The sequence below is a fragment of the Streptococcus parasanguinis genome, assembly GCF_023109675.1.
GTDB lineage: Bacteria > Bacillota > Bacilli > Lactobacillales > Streptococcaceae > Streptococcus > Streptococcus parasanguinis_I.
This window is the reverse complement of record NZ_JALDUR010000004.1, coordinates 22,030-41,896: the sequence shown is the minus strand read 5'-3', so window position 1 is coordinate 41,896 and position 19,867 is coordinate 22,030. Positions and strand designations below refer to the sequence as shown.

Genomic DNA, 19,867 nt, shown 5'->3' with positions numbered 1-19,867 from the left:
AGCTCCGGAGAGCTTGATTTTTATGCTGTTCTTGATTAACCAAGTTTCGCTGCAAGACGTGCTTTATCACGGCTAGCTTTGTTCTTGTGGATCAAACCTTTAGTTTCTGCTTTATCGATAGCTGAGCTAGCAGCGCGGTAAAGTTCTTCAGATGGGTTTGCTTCAAAAGCTTTGATTGCAGTACGCATAGCTGATTTTTGAGCTGAGTTTTTTTCGTTTTGTTTAACGTTCAATTCAGCGCGTTTGATAGCTGATTTAATGTTTGCCAAGTTATTCACCTCCATTGATAATCTAACTATCTCATTATATATGAAAAGTTATGATTTGACAAGCCTAAAATAGCTTTTCCTTAAAAAAGTACCGGTAAAAGGCCATTTTCTCTAGCGTTTGAGATAAATTTCGTCGATTTCATGGTTGGTTGCCTTATGGAGAATCAGATCAGCCCGGTTACGGGTTGGTTGAATGTAATGTTGCAAGTTGACTAAATTAATGGATTCCCAAACCTGATGGGCCATGCTTAAAACTTCTTCTAGGGGTTGCTCTGTAAATCGATAGTAGTAGTTCTTGGGATCATTCTGAGCTAATGCCAGGAGTTTTTGGAAGCGATCGATATACCAAGATTCGATATCATCGACTGCGGCATCCACATAGATTGAAAAATCAAAGAAATCGGTCATATAGAGACTGTCATTTTGCGGATTTTGAAAGACATTGATTCCTTCTACAATGACAAAATCAGCTGGTAAAATCGTTTGCTTCTCATCTGGGACAATATCGTAAATTTCGTGGGAATAGACAGGAATTTCTACACTCTTGTTGTTTTTGATTTGATTGAGAAAATCAAGAAGCAATTCCATGTCATAGCTTTCAGGAAATCCTTTTCGATTGAGGATCTCTTGTTCTTTTAAGATAGCATTTGGATAGAGGAAGCCATCTGTTGTCACCAATTCTACTGTCGAGCCTTCGAAGGTTCGTGACAGCAGGATTTGAAGGAGACGGCTAGTGGTCGATTTCCCAACAGCAACACTCCCTGAAACTCCAATGATAAAGGGTTGGCGTTCACTCGTTTTTTGAAGAAAAATACCTTTTGAGAAGGCCAAATCTTCTTTGGAACGCTTGTAGATTCCAATCAGGTTTGTCAAAGGCAGGTAGACGTCACGTACATCCTGGAGGTTGATGCGGTCGTTAAAACTTTTAATAGAATTGAGCTCTGTTTGAGAGAGAGGTGGGGTGGTTTTGCGGTGCAAATTTTGCCACGTTTCCCGATTAATTTTTTCAAAATGTAGAAATTCTTTGTCCATATGTCACTCCTATTGTAGTCTTTAGTATACCAATTTTTAGAGGTCATGTAAACGATTTAAAAAAGGAGTGAATTATGATAAAATAACCTTATGAGTAAAATGTATTTCGATGTAAACCCAGATGCAGCCCATGATATTCATGATCTGGCTGTTGTTTTATTGGGGCAAAAGATGTATTTCTATACGGACGCGGGCGTCTTTAGTAAAAAAATGATTGACTATGGAAGCCAGGTGCTCTTATCAACCCTGGATTTTCAAGAAGGAGAAAGTGTCCTTGATGTTGGCTGTGGCTATGGTCCAATCGGTCTCTCTCTGGCTAAAGCCCAGGGAGTTGCAGTGACTATGGTCGATGTCAATGAGCGGGCGCTGGACTTGGCTAAGAAAAATGCCAGCCGAAATGGCGTGGAAGCACAGATCTTTTCTTCGGATGTCTATGAAGCAGTAGAAGGGGTCTTTGACCATGTGATCAGTAATCCGCCGATCCGAGCTGGTAAGAAAGTGGTTCACCAAGTGATTACGGGTAGTTTTGAACATTTGAAACCAGGTGGAGATTTGACTATTGTCATTCAGAAAAAACAAGGGGCTCCCAGCGCTAAGGCCAAGATGGAAGAGACGTTTGGCAATTGTGAAATCGTAAAAAAAGACAAAGGCTATTATATTTTAAGAAGTGTGAAAGAATCATGAGAGCAGTAGATATCATTCAGAAAAAAAGAGATGGTCTTGCCTTAAACAAGGAAGAAATTGAATGGCTGATTGAGGGCTATGTGGCTGGAACAGTACCAGATTACCAAATGTCTGCTTTTGCTATGGCCGTTTATTTTAAAGGGATGACGACGGAAGAAATTTCTCATATGACCATGAAGATGGTCCAAACGGGGCAACAGTTTGATCTGTCAGCTATTCCAGGGATCAAGGTGGACAAACACTCGACTGGTGGTGTGGGAGACAAGGTAACCTTGGTCTTGGTGCCTTTGGTTGCGAGTTTCGGAGTGCCGGTTGCCAAAATGAGCGGCCGTGGCTTAGGCCACACAGGTGGAACTATTGATAAGTTGGAATCCATTAAAGGCTTTCAGATTGAACGAACCCAAGAGGAATTTATCCAGCAGGTGCAGGAGATTGGCTTATCGGTCATTGGTCAATCCGATCAACTCGTAAAAGCAGACAAACTCTTGTATGCTCTACGTGATGTGACAGCGACAGTGGATACCATTCCTTTGATTGCTAGCTCCGTCATGAGTAAGAAAATTGCTGCTGGTGCGGATGCTATTCTTTTGGATGTGACAGTGGGCGAGGGTGCCTTTATGAAGAATATTGAGGATGCTCGTCGCTTAGCCCGTACCATGGTGGATCTTGGAAATGCAGTGGGTCGGAAAACCATCGCTGTCATTACAGATATGAGCCAACCTTTGGGAACCAGTATTGGTAATCGTTTAGAAATTTTAGAAGCCCTGGATATTCTGAAAGGGCAGGGCCGAGCTGATGTCACAGAGTTTATTTGTGAATTAGCGCAAATCATGTTGAAATTGGCCAATGTAGAACAATCGATTGAAGCCATCCATGAACACTTAACCAATGGTCAGGCTTTAGCGAAGTTTGAAGAAATGGTTGTGGCTCAAGGTGGAGACTTAGAAGATTTGCATCGTCCCGTCAAAGTGGATCAGGTCCTTGAAGTAACAGCGGACCAAGATGGCGTCATTGCTGCTTTACCTGCCATGGAGTTTGGTTTGTTTGCTATGCGCCTGGGTGCTGGCCGTGCTGTCAAATCAGATCCCCTCGATTATGAAACAGGAATTGTGTTTGACAAAAAAGTGGGAGAGCACGTCAAAAAAGGGGAACGAATTGCCCGTATTTTCATGAATGAAAAAAATTCACAAGAAAGAGTTACAGAATTCAAAAAAAATGTTAAAATACTAGAAAGGGCTGAAAGCGTTAAAGAAATTATTGAAATAATATCTTAAGCAGCTCAGGAGATTGTATGAAGTTAAATAAATATATCGATCACACTCTTTTAAAACCAGATGCACAACAAGAACAGATCGAAAAGCTGATCGAAGAAGCCAAGGCTTACGATTTTGCGAGTGTCTGTGTGAACCCGACATGGGTGAATTTTGCGGCTGAGGGCTTGCGCGATTCAGACGTTAAAGTTTGTACCGTCATTGGTTTTCCTTTAGGAGCAAATACACCATTTGTCAAAGCGTGTGAAACAAAAAATGCGATTCAAAATGGTGCCGATGAGATTGACATGGTCATTAATATCGGGGCTCTTAAGTCTAAGAATTTAGCACTAGTTGAGGAAGATATCCAAGCGGTAGTCGAAGCGAGCGGTGATAAGCTGGTCAAAGTCATCATTGAGACTTGTCTCTTAACCGATGATGAAAAGATCGTTGCTTGTCAAATTGCTAAGTTAGCTGGCGCAGACTTTGTGAAGACTTCAACTGGCTTCTCAACTGGAGGAGCAACGGTAGAAGATGTGGCCTTAATGCGTCAAACTGTTGGACCCGACATGGGTGTTAAGGCTTCTGGTGGTGCTCGCTCTTATGAAGATGCTCTTGCTTTTATCGAAGCTGGTGCGACCCGTATTGGGACTTCTTCTGGTGTAGCCATCATGGAAGGAAAGGTGGCTCATGGCGACTACTGAGTTGATTGACTTAGCAGTTGAAGTGAGTAAACAAGCCTATGTGCCTTACTCTCATTTCCCAATTGGAGCTGTACTGCTAACGAAGGATGGAGAAATCTATACAGGGGTTAATATCGAAAATGCCAGTTTTGGATTAACCAACTGTGGAGAACGGACAGCCATTTTTAAAGCTGTTTCTGAAGGAGCTCGTGAGTTTCAAGAGCTCATTATCTACGGGCAAACAGAAAAGCCCATCTCTCCATGTGGTGCTTGTCGCCAGGTCATGGCTGAATTTTTTGAGCCAGACCTTCCTGTAACCTTAGTATCTAAAGATAAATCGACGGTCGTGATGACGGTCAAGGAATTACTTCCATATTCCTTTACAGACCTGACTTAATAGGTCTGTGAGGCGGTCTTTTGACCCTTTCAATACTTCGCAACAATGTTGCACAATAATTTAGGAGGTTCAGTAATGAACAAGAAACAATGGCTAGGCCTTGGTCTAGTAACTGTCGCTGCTATCGGACTTGCAGCATGTGGAAATCGTGCGTCTAAAAAAGATAGCGCAAACTCAGAATCTAAAACAGATTTGAAAGCTGCTATCATTACCGATACTGGTGGTGTGGATGACAAATCATTCAACCAATCTGCTTGGGAAGGTTTGCAAGCTTGGGGTAAAGAAAACGGTCTTTCTAAAGGGAACGGATTTGACTACTTCCAATCAACAGATGAATCTCAATATGCGACAAACCTTGATGAAGCTGTTTCTAACGACTACAAATTGATCTTTGGTGTTGGTTTTGCCTTGAGCGACTCTGTTAAAAAAGCTGCAAAAGACAACCAAGATGTGAACTATGTCATCATCGATGACCGTATTGAAGGACAAAAGAACGTAGCATCTGCTGTTTATGCCGATAACGAAGCTGGTTACCTTGCTGGTATCGCTGCTGCGAAAACTACAAAAACTAAACAAGTTGGGTTTGTAGGTGGTATGGAAAGTGAAGTTATCACTCGTTTCCGCGCTGGATTTGAAGCTGGTGTTAAATCTGTTGACCCATCTATCAAAGTTCAAGTAGACTACGCTGGTTCATTCGGTGACTCTGCTAAAGGTAAAACAATTGCTGCTGCACAATACGCTGCAGGTGCAGACGTTATCTACCAAGTAGCTGGTGGTACTGGTGCAGGTGTCTTCTCTGAAGCTAAAGACTTGAACGAGAAGAAAAATGAAGACGAAAAAGTTTGGGTTCTTGGTGTTGACCGTGACCAAAAAGCTGAAGGTGAATACACTTCTAAAGATGGTAAAAAATCTAACTTTGTATTGGCTTCAAGCTTGAAGAAAGTCGGAGAATCTGTAAAAGACTTGGCTAAGAAAACTGCTGACGGTAAATTCCCTGGCGGTAAAGTGATTACTTATAGCTTGAAAGATGGTGGAGTTGATTTGACAACTGACAACCTTTCTGCAGATGCTAAAAAAGCAGTCGAAGATGCTAAAGCTAAAATCCTTGACGGGTCTCTTAAAGTTCCTGAAAAATAATATTTGATTGGATCGGCCCGACCTTCAAGGGCCGTTCCTTTTAATAAATTGAGACATTTTTGTCTCAGTAAAATCTATTAGCAACCCTAGTAGATTTTATTGAAATAAAAATAGATTTGAAAGGAAACACCCCCATGACACATGAATATGTCATCGAAATGCGTGAGATTACCAAAAAATTTGGTGACTTTGTAGCAAATGACAAGATTAATCTTCAGTTGCGCAAAGGTGAAATCCATGCACTTCTTGGAGAAAATGGTGCGGGAAAATCTACCCTGATGAATATGCTGGCTGGTTTGTTGGAACCAACTAGCGGAGACATCGTGGTAAATGGAAAAACTGTTAACCTAGACTCACCTTCAAAAGCAGCTTCTTTAGGAATTGGAATGGTGCACCAACACTTTATGTTGGTTGAAGCCTTCACTGTTGCTGAAAATATCATCCTTGGGTCTGAAACCACTAAACATGGTATTTTGGATCTTAAGAAAGCCAGTCAAGATATCCTTGATTTGTCTAAAAAATATGGCTTAGCAGTGGATCCAAATGCTAAAGTTGAGGATATTTCCGTCGGTGCGCAGCAACGTGTGGAAATCTTAAAGACGCTTTATCGTGGAGCCGACATCCTAATCTTCGATGAACCTACTGCAGTGTTGACACCAGCTGAAATCGAAGAATTGATGACAATCATGAAGAACTTGGCAAATGAAGGAAAATCCATTATCTTGATTACGCACAAGTTGGATGAAATCCGTGCTGTTTCTGACCGCGTCACAGTTATCCGTCGTGGTAAATCAATTGAGACAGTCGAGATTGGTGGAGCTACCAACCAAGACTTGGCCGAAATGATGGTCGGTCGTTCTGTTTCCTTTAAAACGGAGAAAGGTCCTTCTCAACCGAAAGAAGTCGTCTTGTCGATCGAAAACTTGGTTGTAAACGAAAACCGGGGAGTCCCAGCTGTTAAGAATTTGTCACTGGAACTTCGTGCTGGTGAAGTCGTCGGGATTGCAGGGATTGACGGAAATGGTCAGTCTGAGTTGATCCAAGCGATTACAGGACTACGGAAGGTAAAATCCGGTTCAATCAAGATTAAAGGCAAGGACGTTGTGGGACTTCGTCCACGTCAAATCACAGAAATGAAAGTAGGGCACGTCCCTGAAGACCGTCACCGGGATGGATTAGTCCTTGATATGATGATCTCTGAAAATATTGCCCTTCAAACCTATTATAAAGAACCTCTTAGCAAGAATGGTATTTTGAATTATCCAAATATTACCTCTTATGCTAAGAAGTTGATGGAAGAGTTTGACGTTCGTGCAGCCAGTGAAGTGGTACCTGCTAAGACTCTCTCTGGAGGGAACCAGCAAAAAGCCATTATCGCTCGCGAAATCGATCGTGATCCGGATCTCTTGATCGTTAGCCAGCCGACTCGTGGATTGGACGTTGGAGCGATCGAATATATTCACAAACGTTTGATTCAAGAACGGGATAATGGAAAAGCTGTTCTGGTTGTCAGCTTTGAATTAGATGAAATTTTGAATGTTTCTGACCGTATTGCGGTTATTCATGATGGGAAGATCCAAGGGATCGTAACCCCTGAAACAACGAATAAGCAAGAACTTGGAATCCTCATGGCAGGTGGACAAGTAAAGGAGGGAGCATCAAATGAATAAGAATTTAAAACAAATTGCCGTTCCATTGGTGTCTGTCCTTTTAGGATTGGTCTTGGGTGCCATTATTATGTGGGCCTTCAGCTATGATGCCCTTTGGGGATATGAATTGCTGTTTAAAAAAGCCTTTGGTTCGATTAAGAGTTGGGGAAATATTTCCCGTGCTATGGGGCCACTGATTTTAGTTGCTCTTGGGTTTTCAGTAGCCAGCCGGGCCGGCTTCTTTAACGTTGGACTTCCTGGTCAGGCTTTTGCAGGATGGATCATGGCGACTTGGTTTGCCCTTTCCTTCCCAAATATGCCTCGCTTACTGATGATTCCGATGACCGTTTTGATTGCGGCTATTGCAGGTGGATTTATTGGAGCGATTCCTGGTTTCCTTCGTGCCTATCTCGGAACCAGTGAGGTCATTATCACCATTATGATGAACTACATTGTTCTCTATGGTGGGAATGCCTTGATTCATAGCTTCCCAGCTTCCTTGATGAAAAACAAGGACTCAACCATTGATGTGGGAGCCAACGCTGTCTACCAAACGGAGTGGTTGCGTAATTTGACAGACAAATCACAAATGAACATCGGGATCTTCTTTGCCATCATCGCAGTGGTGGTCATCTGGTTCTTGATGAAGAAAACAACACTTGGTTTTGAAATCCGTGCCGTTGGTCTCAATTCGAATGCGGCAGAATACGCTGGGATGTCTGCAAAACGGACCATTATCCTTTCTATGATCATTTCTGGTGCTCTTGCTGGTATTGGTGGGGTAGCAGAAGGTCTGGGTATTTACTCAAATGTCTACGTTCAAACCAGCTCGATGAGTGTTGGATTTAACGGAATGGCCGTAGCCCTTCTTGCGATGAATTCACCAATTGGTATTCCATTTGCTGCCTTCTTGTTTGGTGCACTTCAAATTGGGGGAGTTGGTATGAAGCCAGCTGCAATCCCTGAAGAAGTCGTTCAAATTGTGATAGCATCTATTATCTTCTTCGTATGTGCCCACTACATTATTGAAAAGATGATCTCGATGCGTTCAGCTAAAAAAGGAGGAGCAAACTAATGAGTATTGTAACGATTTTAAGTATTCTTGTTTCCTCTATGATTGTGTATGCAGCGCCGCTGATCTTCACAAGTATCGGAGGAGCATACTCAGAACACGCTGGGGTTGTTAACGTTGGTCTGGAAGGAATCATGGTTATGGGAGCCTTCTCAGGTATTATCTTTAACTTGACTTTTGAGCCTGAGTTAGGAAGTTTGACACCATGGTTGTCCTTGATCGTTGCTGCAGGGATTGGAGTACTCTTCTCCTTGATCCACGCGGTGGCAACCATTCATTTCCGTGCTGACCATATCGTCTCAGGTACAGTATTGAACTTGATGGCACCTCCACTTGCGGTCTTCCTTGTTAAAGCGATGTACAACAAGGGGCAAACTGATAATATCAAAGTTGCCTTTGGGAAAACATCCATTCCGGTCTTATCTAAAATTCCGGTGATTGGGGATATTTTCTTCAACAATGCCAGCATCATCGGCTGGGTTGCGATTCTATTTTCATTCTTTGCTTGGTTTATCATGTTCAAGACGAAATTTGGATTGCGTCTTCGTTCAGTAGGTGAACACCCACAAGCAGCAGATACTTTGGGAATCAATGTTTATAGAATGCGCTACTTAGGAGTGATGATCTCAGGTGCCTTAGCAGGTATCGGAGGAGCTATTTACGCTCAGTCAGTTTCTGTTAACTTTGCAGTAACTACAATTGTAGGTCCTGGATTTATCGCCCTTGCGGCTATGATTTTCGGGAAATGGAACCCAATCGGGGCCATGCTTGCTAGTCTCTTCTTTGGAGCTTCACAAAGTTTGGCTGTTATCGGAAATCAATTGCCTTTGCTTAAAGGTATCCCATCCATCTACTTGCAAATTGCGCCTTATGTCTTGACCATGGTTGTCTTGGCAGCCTTCTTCGGACAAGCAGTTGCGCCAAAAGCAGATGGTGTTAACTACATTAAATCGAAATAATGCACAGAGAGAGGTTGGGACAAAAGTCCTAGCCTCTCAATTGTTTTTGGATTGTCGAGTAAGACGCAGTGGTTGAGTGGGCTCTACTACGCTGATTTTATCAGCTTTTACAGCCCTACTCAACTGTGCGGAGGTGGGACGACGAAATCGAATTCTAACGAATTACCGATTTCTGTCCCACGCTCTCTTTTGCTTTCTAAAGGCCCCTCATAGTCGCAATTTCTTTAGATTTAGGGTACAATAAGAATACAACTTTACACGTATTGGAGGAGCAGATGTTTAAGTGGATGAGACGCCTGATTGGCATGGTGATCGTTTTATTTATGTTATTAGTGATCTTGTTGGTCCCTGGATCTATTCCTGAAGGGGAGCAGCTGAGAAATGTGCAGGCAGGGAGTTCTTTGATTGAGCTGGCTCAAAATGCTGTTTCAAACGCCTCTGTAAGCACTGAAGGACTCTCAACTGAGCTGAATCTCAATTCTGTGCAATTGAGTCAGGTCGTAAAAACAAGTGCTGGTTCTGCCCTTGACAATTCTGACTATCAAAAGATGGCACTAGGAATGGATGGCAATGACCTTCACGTCAAAGTTCCTGTTTCCTTAGGACCAGTTGATAGCTATTTAGATTTAACTATGACCGGTCAAGTTGAAAACAATGTCATGAATTTGACCGTGACCGGTGCTAAATTAGGGAAAATGCCCATTCCAAAATTCTTGGTTCTCAACTATTTGAAGGATCAATCCAATCAAAATGGAGGCGGCTTCACAGTGAATGGTGATCAAATCACCCTTGATATCCCTCAAGCAGGCTATAGCATCTCAAAAGCGAGAGTGGAAAATGGCAATGCTAAGGTAACCGTTAGTATATTCTTGTTTTAAGTCTTTGTAATTGGAGTTGTCATGCTTGTCTTTGAATTTTGTGCAGAGAATTTAACTTATATTGATAAGGCGATTGCTGCTGGGGCAGGTCGCATTGAACTGTGCGATAACCTGGCAGTAGGAGGGACCACACCTAGTATAGGTGTGATCAATGAAGCAATCAAACTGACAAGAGAGAAGTCCGTGGATCTATGTGTCATTATCCGACCCCGAGGTGGCGATTTTGTCTATACTGATCTGGAAGTCGAAGCTATGCTGACGGATATTCGTGCTGCGAAAGAAATAGGGGTTACTTGTTTTGTGCTGGGAGCGCTGACGAGCGATCGAAAGTTGGACCAGAGAATCATGCAGCTTTTACTAGCAGCCTGTGGAGAGGCAGAGGTTGTCTTTCATATGGCCTTTGATGAGTTAGCTCATACAGATCAGCTAGAAGCGATTGAGTGGCTTTCTGATCAGGGTGTAGCCCGCATTTTATCACGAGCTGGAAGTCCAGGTGACCCACTAGAGCAACGTTTTGCACACTATCATCGTTTATTAGATGCGGCTAAGGGAAAAATTCAGATCCTGCCAGGTGGAGGTGTGACCCTTGACAATCGTCAGCTCTTTTTGGAGCAATTGGGCGTTTGTCAACTGCATGGCACGCGCATCGTGTTTTAAAGAAGAAACGATCACTGCTTGAAGTAGTTTTGAAGATCCGTTATCAAGGTTGGGGACGTTGTTTCCAGCCTCTTCTAGTGCAAAAATGAATAAGGGAGAGAAAATGTTTTTAGAGCATTATTTTGACCGGTACACCTTTCAGCCAGAAAAGGGATTGGCTTACGGATTTGAGAAGAGAGGGGCAGGCTATGAGTACCAGTGTCCCGTCTTATCTGACACTTTTCTCTTAAAGGTCCGTGTCTGCGACCAGAAGATTTCTTTTCAGGTCTATGATCAGGATACAGGGGACGAGTATATCCAGATCCATCTGGAACAGCTACAAGGAAATTTCGTCGGCCAAGTCAGGGAAGCCTGTCAGGAAAGTCTTGCAAGGATTCGGCAAGCTTGTTTTGAGGTAGAAGAATTTCTCTATCCTCAAGCTAAGCGTCTCATGGCCTATATCTCCCTGCACTATCAGGGAACGATTGAGTATTTGTGGGAGAGATCTCCGGAATCCGGTGCCATTCGCCACCGAGACACCCTCAAGTGGTATGGTGTCTTTATGACCATTGATTGGAAAAAATTGGATGCTAGCAAGTCTGGGAAAATAGAAGTTTTGAATGTCAAGTCTGATCAAGTAGCCTATTTCATCCAGCAGAAAGGGATTTATCCAGCCTTTCATATGAATAAAAAATATTGGGTGAGTATCCCCTTAGATGGAACAATTGCTGATGAGGACTTGTTTGCTCTGGTGGATAGTAGCTGGCACCACACCAAAAAGGGGAAATAAGATGAATCTGTTGAGGAAATTATCTTGGTTTTTTAATTTAGAGAAGAAGCGATACTTGATCGGGATAGGATCCTTGATCTTGGTTAGCTTTTTAAACCTCATTCCTCCAAGAATCATGGGACTTGTGATCGATTTGATCGATAAAAGAAGGCTGACACTAGGGCAGTTAGTTGTGGATATTGCCTTTTTGGTCCTCGCGGCTCTAGCCATGTATGGCCTTCGTTTTGTATGGAGACGCTATATTTTTGGGACGGCCAATAAGTTGGCTCGGATCTTGCGTTACCGTTTGTTTAAGCAATTTACGCTCATGTCTCCGTCTTTTTATCAGCGTTATCGCACAGGGGATCTCATGGCCCATGCCACCAATGATATCAATGCGGTGACTATGTTTGCTGGTGGCGGTGTTATGTCTGCTGTAGATGCTTCTGTGACAGCCTTGGTGACCCTAGTCAGCATGTTTTTCATGATTGATTGGCGCTTAACCCTCATAGCTATTTTGCCCCTACCGGTTATGGTGGTAGTGACTTCAGCCATTGGGCGCAAAAACCACAAAGCCTTCAAAGAGGCCCAAGAAGGATTCTCAGAGCTGAACAACTTTGTTCAGGAATCAGTATCAGGAGTCAAGGTGACCAAATCCTTTGGCTTTCAGGCAGATGAGATTCGGGCTTTTGAAAAGACTAATCAAATGGTCTTTTCAAAGAATATGACTTCAGCCGCTTACAATGCTTTGTTTGATCCGACCACTCTTCTTTTTGTCGGTCTCTCCTATGTCTTGACACTCTACTTCGGGGGGGTATTTGTTCAGGAAGGGAGCCTGACGGTTGGACAAATCGTAACCTTTATTACCTATCTCAATATGCTCGTCTGGCCCCTTCAAGCTATGGGCTTCTTGTTTAATATTAGTCAGCGTGCTAGCGTCTCCTATGATCGGATTGAGACACTTTTAGCAGAAATACCTGATATCCAAGATCCGAGTCAACCAGTCACAGTCATTCAAAATGGCGATCTGGAATATAACATTAAAGAATTCGCCTATGAGAAAGAGCCTGTCCTTGAAAAGGTTGCCTTTCATTTAGAAAAAGGGCAAACCCTTGGGATTGTGGGGCCAACTGGATCTGGAAAGACTACCTTGTTGCGTCTCTTGCTTAGAGAGCATGACTTGGAGCAGGGAGATATCTTGCTCAATGGAATCTCTATCAAAGACTATCGTTTAGAAGATCTTCGAAGCTTGATCGGCTATGTCCCTCAAGATCAGATCCTCTTTGCCATGACCATTCGCGAGAATGTCGCTTTTTCAGATCCACAGGTCAAAGAAGAAGAGGTGATAAAGGCTCTGAGAACTTGTGGAGTCTATGAGGATATTCTGGCCATGCCAGACCAGATGGAGACAGTGCTGGGAGAGAGAGGGGTTACTCTTTCTGGCGGGCAAAAGCAACGGATTGCCATGAGCCGTGCTTTGGTCATGAATCCTGAGATCTTAATCTTGGATGATTCCCTGTCTGCAGTAGATGCTAAAACGGAGCACCAAATCATTGAAAATATGAAGCAGGAACGCAAGGGGAAAACAACGATCATCACAGCCCATCGCCTATCAGCGATCGTTCATGCGGATTTGATTCTGGTAATGGAGAATGGACAGATAAAGGAGAGAGGAAATCACGAGGAATTAATGGCTCAAAAAGGTTGGTACTATGAAACCTACCGAGCCCAACAATTATCAGAAGAAATGGAGGGAAAGCTGAATGAAAACATCTGAAGCTCATGTTATGAAGCGGCTCTTGACTTACATGTGGCGTTATAAATGGTTAACAGGCCTAGCCTTAGCCTTTACCTTCCTGACTAGTCTGTTATTGACGGCGATCCCTCTTGCAGCTCGCTGGTATATTGACCACCTAGTGGATCCAACAGAAGCAGGCTCTCCAGTTCTGACAGCTTTTCAGTTTCTCATTCTCTACTATGGGTTATTCATTGGGCGCGTGCTGGCAACTTATCTGAGTCAGTTAACCTTTGCGCGTGTATCCAATTCTATCGTAAGAGATATCCGTTTAGATATTTTCCAAAATCTTCAAAGGCTGGGCATGTCCTTTTATGACCAGACAGCAGCAGGTTCGATTGTTTCGCGTGTGACCAATGATACCCAGGCAGTCGCAGATATGTTTTCTACGGTCTTTTCAAGCCTAGTTTCATCCTTTTTACTCTTTCTAGTCACCCTGGTAACCATGTTTAGCTTGGACTGGCATTTGACCATTTGGATCCTGCCTTTTCTTCCCATCATTTGGTTTTCCATCCGTCTCTATCGCAAGTTATCCAATCGCTTGGTCAAGATGACCCGACAAAAATTATCAGATATCAATGTGAAATTATCGGAATCCATTGAAGGAATGCGGATCGTGCAGGCCTTTCGTCAAGAAAAGCGCTTGACGGATGAATTCGAACAGATTAATGGGGAACATTTGGACTATGCCAACCGATCTGTAGATGTCAATTCCCTCTTTTTGAGGCCAGCTATGACCCTGTTACAGGTCCTGGCTTATGCGGTTATTCTAACCTTTTTCGGCTTAAATTGGCGTAACTCTGGCTTTACAGCCGGTCTTATCTATGCCTTTATCCAGTATGTTAGCCAGCTTTTCCAACCCTTGATTGATGTTACGCAGAACTTTGCTACCTTGCAGACCTCAACCATTTCTGCAGGTCGTGTCTTTGAAATGATGGATCGAGACGACTATGATCCCAAGCAAGCTGGTAGCCTGAAAGAAATTGAGCGGGGGGATATTCGTTTTGAGCATGTATCTTTTTCTTATGATGGCAAACGGGATGTCCTAAAAGAGATCTCCTTTGAGGTCAAAAACGGACAAACCATCGCTTTTGTTGGCCATACTGGTTCTGGTAAATCCTCTATTATCAATCTCTTCATGCGCTTTTATGAATTTGATCGTGGCCAGATCTTGATTGATGGACAGGATATCAAGGACTACAGCCAGGAAGCCTTGCGCAAGTCCATTGGTCTAGTGTTGCAGGAACCCTTCCTCTATCATGGAACCATTGCTTCTAATATCCGAATGTATCATGAAGAACTGACAGATGAGGAAATCCGACAAGCAGCTGCATTTGTGGATGTAGCAGACTTTATTGAGAGTCTACCTGGTGGCTATGATCATCCGGTAACAGAGCGGGGTTCTACCTTATCGACCGGTCAGCGTCAGCTTCTGGCTTTTGCCCGAACGATTGCTGCCCAGCCTAAGATCCTCATTTTGGATGAGGCCACTGCCAATATCGACCAAGAGACGGAAGAGATGATCCAAAATTCTCTGAAGAAGATGCGCCAAGGGCGGACAACCATTGCCATTGCCCATCGCCTTTCTACCATCCAAGATGCCGATTGCATCTATGTTCTCGATAAAGGAAAAATCATCGAATCAGGCAACCACGACCAACTCATTGCTCTAGGAGGAACGTATAAGAAAATGTATGACCTCCAGGCTGGTATGATGAAATAAGGATAAACAAGGTCTAAATGCAAATTTAACCTTGTTTTTCTTTCTTGAAAGCTGTAAAATAAAGAAAAGAACAGAAAAAGGGAGCATAAACCATGTCAAACGATCTGATCATGATGGGAGTTGTCATTGTCTTATTTGGACTCTATTTCACCCTTCAAGTTGAGCTCAATAAAGTCAGAAATCAATTTACCTACTATCTTCTAAAACCAGGTAGTATTTCAAAGGAACAAAGAGAGAAGTACCTCAAAGAACCAGAGATGGAAGCGATTCGCCTGATTCGCCTCGATTATCGGATCGGCCTTCAAAATGCCAAACTTGTTTATGAGCAATTGAAGAAATAAGAAAGACCCTCGTATAGTCTATACGAGGGTTTCTCTTTTAAAAAAAGGCGTAAGCTTTGGTAAAACGTTGGCAACATCTGCTGATTGGATTTTTGCTAGTTGATAGGGACAAGGAGTGATGTAGGCTGCTTCAAAGAAATCAAGCGGGAGTCCACTGTGTTTTAAGGCAGCAAGAGATTTGACCTGATGAAGATCTAGTAGGATCCCATCGTGGGTCAGGGTCAGATGAGGGAGAAGAGAAGACTGATCCATCAAGGTCTTCAATCTTTCTTCTTCCTCTTTTTTTCTGGCTAGGAGTCGTTTTTTATTGGTCAAATACATACCATTATCAATGTAGAGACTTAAGGCCTTTTGCATGATGAGATTGCTATCATAGTCCAGAATCGTCTTATAGGTCAAGACCGGCTTTAAAAGGGCTTGGGGAAGGATCATGGAAGTGATGCGAAGAGCAGAAAAAAGATTGGTCGAAAAAGATTTGATATGGATGACTCGGTCCTTTTGATCCAAATAATGAAAAGATGGAGCATTGCTGCCATCAAGATCTCCCAAATAGTCGTCCTCAACAAGGTAAACATCATATTGGTCAGCTAGTTGCAAGATCGCTTCTTTCTGCTTGGTCGAATAGCTATGACCAAGCGGATAGTGAAAACGAGGGATCGTGTAGAAGAATTTGATATGGCCACTTTTAAAAATCTCTTCAAGCTCCTCAAGATCAATCCCCGTTAAATTACGTTGAATGGTACGGTAGGCAAGTTGCTGTGAATCTAAGAGTTGGTTCATCCGGTGATAAGTCGGTTGCTCGATCAAGATCTGCGATTTTTTATTGGGAAAGTCAATCTGGCTGAGGATATTAAGCGCCTGCTGGGTACCAGCAGTCAAAACAATCTGATCTGCAGTCGTATAAATACTTTCTTCCTTCAATAAGCCTTGAATCGATTGGCGTACTTCGAGTAAGCCTGCTTGGTCCGAAAAGTTATTAAAGAGATAATTCTCCCGTCCAATCAAGGTTTCATTAATACAAGTCCGGAAATCCTCGAAAGCCTGGTTGCGGTCTTTCTCTAATTTTAGCGGAAGATCCTCATGTCGATTAGGTTCTTGCTCCAAAACATAGTAGCCACTTTGAGGCTTAGCATAGAGGAAGTGCTGGTAAGTCAAGTCCAGCAGGGCTCGTTGCACTGTGTCCTTATTACAAGAAAATTGACTAGCTAACTGGCGAACGGAGGGAATTTTCTCTCCAGTTTCCAGTTCTCCATCTTGAATGGCTTTTTTTAGTACATGAATAATTTGTTGGTATTTGCTCGTCTTCATCCTGACTGTCCCCATACAGTTTTTTTCTATTGTACAGAAAAAATCACAAAAAAACCACTCCGAAGAGTGGTGAGCGTATTACATAAAGTAAACGATGGCTAAATACTGAAGAGCAGAAGCTGCCAGGATGAAGAGGTGCCAAATCATGTGGAAGTATGGTTTTTTCTTAGCATAAAAGCCAGCTCCAACCGTGTAGCACAGACCGCCCATGAGCATGAGACCCCAGAAGATCGGATTGGTTTGGCTAACGATTTGGGGAATAATAAAGATGACCAACCAGCCCATGATCAAGTAAAGAGCGAGACTGAACTTTTCATTGACTTTTTTAGCAAAGATTTTGTAGAGAATACCAAAGATGGTGGTGCCCCATTGGATCAAGATAATGCTGTAACCCATCCAGTTGTTCATCAAGGTAAGGACTACTGGTGTGTAACTACCTGCGATCGCAATGTAGATCATGGAATGGTCGATAATGCGAAGTACATACTTTTGAGGTGAATCGTAAGACATGGCATGGTAGACGGTCGAAGACAGAAACATCAAAAAGAGACTGATCACAAAGATAGAAGTCCCAAAAGCACTAAGCAGACCGTGTTGCTCAAAGCTATAGACTGCTGAGATCGGAAGCAAGATCAACATGAGGAGGGCCCCAACAGCGTGGGTTACGCTATTTGCGATCTCTTCTCCAAAGGATAATTTTTTACTTAGTTTCATGGTGTAATTCATCAGTTTCTTCCTCCGTTTTTACTGGTTGAATATAAGATAGGGTTTCAAGATAAAGTTGAACTGTCTGACAGGCAGAGCGAATAATGGGTGCAATCGGCTCTTTTTGCTCATTGAGATAAGCAACAAAGCTATTATAGAGAAGATCTGAGCTTGCCTGGTCCTGCAAAAAATTTAAGGTAGAAGCGATCTCCTGAATAGAAAAGACCGTTTTTAAGGTTGTAATAGCGATCAAGCGAGCTACCTGGCGACGTTGGTATTTCTTCTTATCTGGTTTTTCGACGTAACCATGTTTTACGTAATTGTTGATCATGGCAGCCGTCAAGCCTTTGTCTGAAGAGGAGAGGACAGGTGCACAGGTTTTATTAACATAAAGAAGGACCTGATCGAGATAGAGGTCTAGCTCAGGCAGTTGCTCCCATGTTGGATAGGAAAAAGTGGACACTAAATCTTCACCTTTCTTTAATCTAGTTTTCATAACTAGATAATAACATTAATAAAAACTCCTGTCAAGAAATTTTGAAAAATATGGTACAATAGACCTATGAAACTATTAATTCCATCCGCTAAAGAACTGAACGAACAGGCTCGTATGGTCGAGTCCCAACCCTTGTCACACAAGACAAAAACCATCCTCCAAGCTTTGAAACAATTCTCACTAGAAGAATTAGCGACTTTTTACGGGATCTCAGAGGAGAGGGCCCTAGTAGAAAAGGAAAGAATTGAGGCTTTGTTAGATGGGAGTGCTAAGACCCATCCTGCTTTGGAACTGTTTGATGGTCTTATGTACCGGAGTATCGAGCGTCAAGGCTTATCTGAAAAAGAGCAGACTTATCTTCAGGAGCATTTGTTGATCACGACTGCCTTATATGGGGTGATCCCAGCCTATGAGGGAATAGCTCCTCATCGCTTAGACTTTATGATGAAGTTAAAACCAGCTGGAAAGTCTCTAAAGGCACTCTGGCAAGAGGACTATGATCAGGCAGTAGAAGGTGAGGAGCAGATCTTATCTCTCTTATCTTCTGAGTTTGAACAGGTCTTCTCAAAAGCTATTCGTGAGCGAATGATTCGGATTAAATTCATGGAGAATCGTGGTGGGACATTAAAGATTCACTCAACGATTTCAAAGAAAGCACGTGGGGCCATGGTGACGGCTATGATGAAGGAAGAAATCACCCATCTAGAAGATTTGAAATCATTAGAAGTAGCAGGTTTCTCTTATCGTGAAGATTTATCACAAGAGAACGAATGGGTCTTTGTGAAAGAATAAATAAAACTATTCCTGAGAAGCATCAGGAATAGTTTTTTGATCTGTTAGATAAAGAGAATGCACGATGAAAACTCCAAAATAGTGGATTTTGGAGTCAGAATCGTCTTGAGGCTGTAGGCTTAGGCTTAGGCTTAGGCGATATGTTTGAATTTCTTCAAGAGTTCTGTTAACTCAGCTTGCTCGCCGCTATTAAAGACTTGCATCAAGCGTTGAATATTTTTAATATGATCTGGAAGAGCTTCTTCGATCTTTTTACGACCGGCATCGGTAATAGATACAACATATGCACGGCGGTCTTCTGGATCGGTTTCGCGTGTAATCCAACCATCGCGGACCATATTGCGAATAACCACAGTCATATTTCCAGAGGTCGCAAGAATGCTATCGATCAGATCTTGAATGCGAAGATCGCCTTTGCTATACAAGGTCTCAAGGACAGAGAATTGAGTTGGTGTCAACTGGTGCTTTTTAAAGATATGAGCCTCAGATGCACGGATCAATCGTTCCGCCTTGTGGAAGACGATCATTGTTTTTAAATCTACGTTTGCTTCTTTGAATAATCTCTTTAAATTTTCCATATCTATATTTTATCAATAAATAGTGTTTCTGTCGTTTAATTTTATTTTCAAATTAGTTACAAAATTGTGACAAATTTATTAAACTATGAACATAAAATATACAAGGTGTTAATTTTAGTTTGTTTATCAAACAATTTTATACTAAAACATTGTAACAGGTATGAAATATTAGTAACAATTCTTTCTTGAAAATCTATAGAATTCTAGGTAGCTTTGGTGTATAATGAGGGAGTGAAACAGAAAAATTATCTTTTTATCATATGGCAACATATAATAGGAATCTGTGTCTTAGTTCTGACGGTGCTTTTTTCTTGGCTATTTCTTGCTGAAAAAACTTCGGATCGCATGCAGGATCAAATGGAACAAGCAAGAAACATAGCGCTGTCGCACTCTTCGATGGCTACAATTGATACGGAGAGTTTCTTCCATGGCAAAGAAGCATATCTTTCCTTTATTGGAAAAGACCAGGAGGGGCAAGAACTAGCGGTCTTGGTGGCGGAGGCAGATGATCAGGCCTATGCTTACCCTTTAAAAGAGGGGATCAGCCAGAAAAAAGCAAAGGCGATTGTGAAAGAGAAGAGCAAAGACGCGATTGATCGAGTAACTTTTGGACGCTTTAAAGGCAAACCGATCTGGGAAGTCAAGGCAGGAAGTTCTTATTATGTGGTGGATTTTAAGACTGGGAAAGTAACCAGTGTTTTTTAGGATTTGAGG

At 42.5% G+C, this 19,867-nt stretch carries 22 protein-coding genes; 16 read left to right on the top strand and 6 right to left on the bottom strand.

What is annotated here, in order from left to right; translation table 11 throughout:
* Positions 1-35: 35 nt before the first annotated feature.
* Positions 36-284 carry a 30S ribosomal protein S20 gene (gene rpsT / locus M1G14_RS04355; protein WP_003007640.1) on the bottom strand — a complete coding sequence of 83 codons (249 nt, stop codon included), beginning with the start codon at positions 282-284 and terminating at the stop codon, positions 36-38.
* A gap of 96 nt (positions 285-380) precedes the next feature.
* Positions 381-1,301, bottom strand: a complete 921-nt coding sequence (gene coaA, locus M1G14_RS04350; protein ID WP_247926332.1) for a type I pantothenate kinase — start codon at positions 1,299-1,301, stop codon at positions 381-383.
* 90 nt (positions 1,302-1,391) lie between these two features.
* Between coaA and M1G14_RS04345 the strand changes: the two genes are divergently transcribed.
* The 14 genes from M1G14_RS04345 (at position 1,392) to M1G14_RS04280 (ending at position 15,274) form a co-directional block, all read left to right on the top strand.
* Positions 1,392-1,985 (top strand): class I SAM-dependent methyltransferase, encoded by a 594-nt coding sequence (locus M1G14_RS04345; protein WP_247926331.1) that lies wholly within the window; start codon positions 1,392-1,394, stop codon positions 1,983-1,985.
* Positions 1,982-3,259, top strand: a complete 1,278-nt coding sequence (locus M1G14_RS04340; RefSeq protein ID WP_195227253.1) for a pyrimidine-nucleoside phosphorylase — start codon at positions 1,982-1,984, stop codon at positions 3,257-3,259. The genes M1G14_RS04345 and M1G14_RS04340 overlap by 4 nt, the downstream gene beginning before the upstream one ends.
* Positions 3,260-3,276: 17 nt before the next feature.
* Positions 3,277-3,939, top strand: a complete 663-nt coding sequence (deoC, locus tag M1G14_RS04335) for a deoxyribose-phosphate aldolase (protein ID WP_003001619.1) — start codon at positions 3,277-3,279, stop codon at positions 3,937-3,939.
* Positions 3,926-4,315, top strand: coding sequence for a cytidine deaminase (locus M1G14_RS04330; RefSeq protein WP_031573704.1), 390 nt, complete (start codon positions 3,926-3,928; stop codon positions 4,313-4,315). The genes deoC and M1G14_RS04330 overlap by 14 nt, the downstream gene beginning before the upstream one ends.
* Positions 4,316-4,390: 75 nt before the next feature.
* A complete protein-coding gene (locus M1G14_RS04325) occupies positions 4,391-5,452 on the top strand; it encodes a BMP family lipoprotein (RefSeq protein WP_031573707.1) in 1,062 nt (353 codons plus the stop codon).
* A gap of 134 nt (positions 5,453-5,586) precedes the next feature.
* Positions 5,587-7,122, top strand: coding sequence for an ABC transporter ATP-binding protein (locus tag M1G14_RS04320; RefSeq protein WP_247926330.1), 1,536 nt, complete (start codon positions 5,587-5,589; stop codon positions 7,120-7,122).
* Entirely contained in the window at positions 7,115-8,176 is a 1,062-nt protein-coding gene (locus tag M1G14_RS04315) for an ABC transporter permease (RefSeq protein WP_247926329.1), read from the top strand. Before M1G14_RS04320 ends, M1G14_RS04315 begins: the two co-directional genes overlap by 8 nt.
* Entirely contained in the window at positions 8,176-9,132 is a 957-nt protein-coding gene (locus M1G14_RS04310) for an ABC transporter permease (protein WP_021153355.1), read from the top strand. The genes M1G14_RS04315 and M1G14_RS04310 overlap by 1 nt, the downstream gene beginning before the upstream one ends.
* A gap of 275 nt (positions 9,133-9,407) precedes the next feature.
* Positions 9,408-10,010, top strand: coding sequence for a hypothetical protein (locus M1G14_RS04305; RefSeq protein ID WP_247926328.1), 603 nt, complete (start codon positions 9,408-9,410; stop codon positions 10,008-10,010).
* A gap of 21 nt (positions 10,011-10,031) precedes the next feature.
* Positions 10,032-10,667 (top strand): copper homeostasis protein CutC, encoded by a 636-nt coding sequence (locus M1G14_RS04300; protein ID WP_070587329.1) that lies wholly within the window; start codon positions 10,032-10,034, stop codon positions 10,665-10,667.
* 103 nt (positions 10,668-10,770) lie between these two features.
* Positions 10,771-11,436, top strand: a complete 666-nt coding sequence (locus tag M1G14_RS04295) for an MmcQ/YjbR family DNA-binding protein (RefSeq protein WP_247926327.1) — start codon at positions 10,771-10,773, stop codon at positions 11,434-11,436.
* A 1-nt stretch (position 11,437) separates the two neighbouring features.
* Positions 11,438-13,192, top strand: a complete 1,755-nt coding sequence (locus M1G14_RS04290; protein WP_247926326.1) for an ABC transporter ATP-binding protein — start codon at positions 11,438-11,440, stop codon at positions 13,190-13,192.
* A complete protein-coding gene (locus M1G14_RS04285; RefSeq protein WP_247926325.1) occupies positions 13,179-14,933 on the top strand; it encodes an ABC transporter ATP-binding protein in 1,755 nt (584 codons plus the stop codon). Before M1G14_RS04290 ends, M1G14_RS04285 begins: the two co-directional genes overlap by 14 nt.
* A gap of 92 nt (positions 14,934-15,025) precedes the next feature.
* Entirely contained in the window at positions 15,026-15,274 is a 249-nt protein-coding gene (locus tag M1G14_RS04280) for a hypothetical protein (protein WP_024056003.1), read from the top strand.
* An 18-nt stretch (positions 15,275-15,292) separates the two neighbouring features.
* On the opposite strand, the gene M1G14_RS04275 is transcribed toward M1G14_RS04280, so the two are convergent.
* From M1G14_RS04275 to M1G14_RS04265, 3 genes are all read right to left on the bottom strand, one after another.
* Positions 15,293-16,597: an aminotransferase-like domain-containing protein gene (locus M1G14_RS04275; RefSeq protein ID WP_247926324.1), complete on the bottom strand. Its 1,305-nt coding sequence runs from the start codon at positions 16,595-16,597 to the stop codon at positions 15,293-15,295.
* A gap of 63 nt (positions 16,598-16,660) precedes the next feature.
* Positions 16,661-17,308 carry a PAQR family membrane homeostasis protein TrhA gene (gene trhA, locus M1G14_RS04270; protein ID WP_003011253.1) on the bottom strand — a complete coding sequence of 216 codons (648 nt, stop codon included), beginning with the start codon at positions 17,306-17,308 and terminating at the stop codon, positions 16,661-16,663.
* A complete protein-coding gene (locus M1G14_RS04265; RefSeq protein ID WP_013903686.1) occupies positions 17,283-17,783 on the bottom strand; it encodes a DUF1836 domain-containing protein in 501 nt (166 codons plus the stop codon). The genes trhA and M1G14_RS04265 overlap by 26 nt, the downstream gene beginning before the upstream one ends.
* Positions 17,784-17,849: 66 nt before the next feature.
* Between M1G14_RS04265 and yaaA the strand changes: the two genes are divergently transcribed.
* Positions 17,850-18,575: a peroxide stress protein YaaA gene (gene yaaA, locus M1G14_RS04260; RefSeq protein ID WP_247926323.1), complete on the top strand. Its 726-nt coding sequence runs from the start codon at positions 17,850-17,852 to the stop codon at positions 18,573-18,575.
* 131 nt (positions 18,576-18,706) lie between these two features.
* Here yaaA and M1G14_RS04255 read toward each other — a convergent pair whose 3' ends face one another.
* Positions 18,707-19,153 carry a MarR family winged helix-turn-helix transcriptional regulator gene (locus M1G14_RS04255; RefSeq protein WP_049514775.1) on the bottom strand — a complete coding sequence of 149 codons (447 nt, stop codon included), beginning with the start codon at positions 19,151-19,153 and terminating at the stop codon, positions 18,707-18,709.
* A gap of 357 nt (positions 19,154-19,510) precedes the next feature.
* Here M1G14_RS04255 and M1G14_RS04250 point away from each other — a divergent pair, with 357 nt between their 5' ends.
* Complete coding sequence (locus tag M1G14_RS04250; RefSeq protein ID WP_239683047.1) at positions 19,511-19,858, top strand: cell wall elongation regulator TseB-like domain-containing protein; 348 nt, start codon at positions 19,511-19,513, stop codon at positions 19,856-19,858.
* Positions 19,859-19,867 lie beyond the last annotated feature (9 nt).

Coding starts and splice junctions, on each gene's coding strand:
- M1G14_RS04295 (WP_247926327.1), top strand. CDS start 10,771: ATGTTTTTAGAGCATTATTTTGACCGGTACACCTTTCAGCCAGAAAAG.
- M1G14_RS04290 (WP_247926326.1), top strand. CDS start 11,438: ATGAATCTGTTGAGGAAATTATCTTGGTTTTTTAATTTAGAGAAGAAG.
- M1G14_RS04255 (WP_049514775.1), bottom strand. CDS start 19,153: ATGGAAAATTTAAAGAGATTATTCAAAGAAGCAAACGTAGATTTAAAA.
- M1G14_RS04345 (WP_247926331.1), top strand. CDS start 1,392: ATGAGTAAAATGTATTTCGATGTAAACCCAGATGCAGCCCATGATATT.
- M1G14_RS04315 (WP_247926329.1), top strand. CDS start 7,115: ATGAATAAGAATTTAAAACAAATTGCCGTTCCATTGGTGTCTGTCCTT.
- M1G14_RS04305 (WP_247926328.1), top strand. CDS start 9,408: ATGTTTAAGTGGATGAGACGCCTGATTGGCATGGTGATCGTTTTATTT.
- M1G14_RS04285 (WP_247926325.1), top strand. CDS start 13,179: ATGAAAACATCTGAAGCTCATGTTATGAAGCGGCTCTTGACTTACATG.
- M1G14_RS04265 (WP_013903686.1), bottom strand. CDS start 17,783: ATGAAAACTAGATTAAAGAAAGGTGAAGATTTAGTGTCCACTTTTTCC.
- M1G14_RS04320 (WP_247926330.1), top strand. CDS start 5,587: ATGACACATGAATATGTCATCGAAATGCGTGAGATTACCAAAAAATTT.
- M1G14_RS04280 (WP_024056003.1), top strand. CDS start 15,026: ATGTCAAACGATCTGATCATGATGGGAGTTGTCATTGTCTTATTTGGA.
- coaA (WP_247926332.1), bottom strand. CDS start 1,301: ATGGACAAAGAATTTCTACATTTTGAAAAAATTAATCGGGAAACGTGG.
- M1G14_RS04330 (WP_031573704.1), top strand. CDS start 3,926: ATGGCGACTACTGAGTTGATTGACTTAGCAGTTGAAGTGAGTAAACAA.
- M1G14_RS04250 (WP_239683047.1), top strand. CDS start 19,511: ATGGAACAAGCAAGAAACATAGCGCTGTCGCACTCTTCGATGGCTACA.
- M1G14_RS04325 (WP_031573707.1), top strand. CDS start 4,391: ATGAACAAGAAACAATGGCTAGGCCTTGGTCTAGTAACTGTCGCTGCT.
- rpsT (WP_003007640.1), bottom strand. CDS start 284: ATGGAGGTGAATAACTTGGCAAACATTAAATCAGCTATCAAACGCGCT.
- M1G14_RS04310 (WP_021153355.1), top strand. CDS start 8,176: ATGAGTATTGTAACGATTTTAAGTATTCTTGTTTCCTCTATGATTGTG.
- M1G14_RS04275 (WP_247926324.1), bottom strand. CDS start 16,597: ATGGGGACAGTCAGGATGAAGACGAGCAAATACCAACAAATTATTCAT.
- trhA (WP_003011253.1), bottom strand. CDS start 17,308: ATGAATTACACCATGAAACTAAGTAAAAAATTATCCTTTGGAGAAGAG.
- yaaA (WP_247926323.1), top strand. CDS start 17,850: ATGAAACTATTAATTCCATCCGCTAAAGAACTGAACGAACAGGCTCGT.
- deoC (WP_003001619.1), top strand. CDS start 3,277: ATGAAGTTAAATAAATATATCGATCACACTCTTTTAAAACCAGATGCA.
- M1G14_RS04340 (WP_195227253.1), top strand. CDS start 1,982: ATGAGAGCAGTAGATATCATTCAGAAAAAAAGAGATGGTCTTGCCTTA.
- M1G14_RS04300 (WP_070587329.1), top strand. CDS start 10,032: ATGCTTGTCTTTGAATTTTGTGCAGAGAATTTAACTTATATTGATAAG.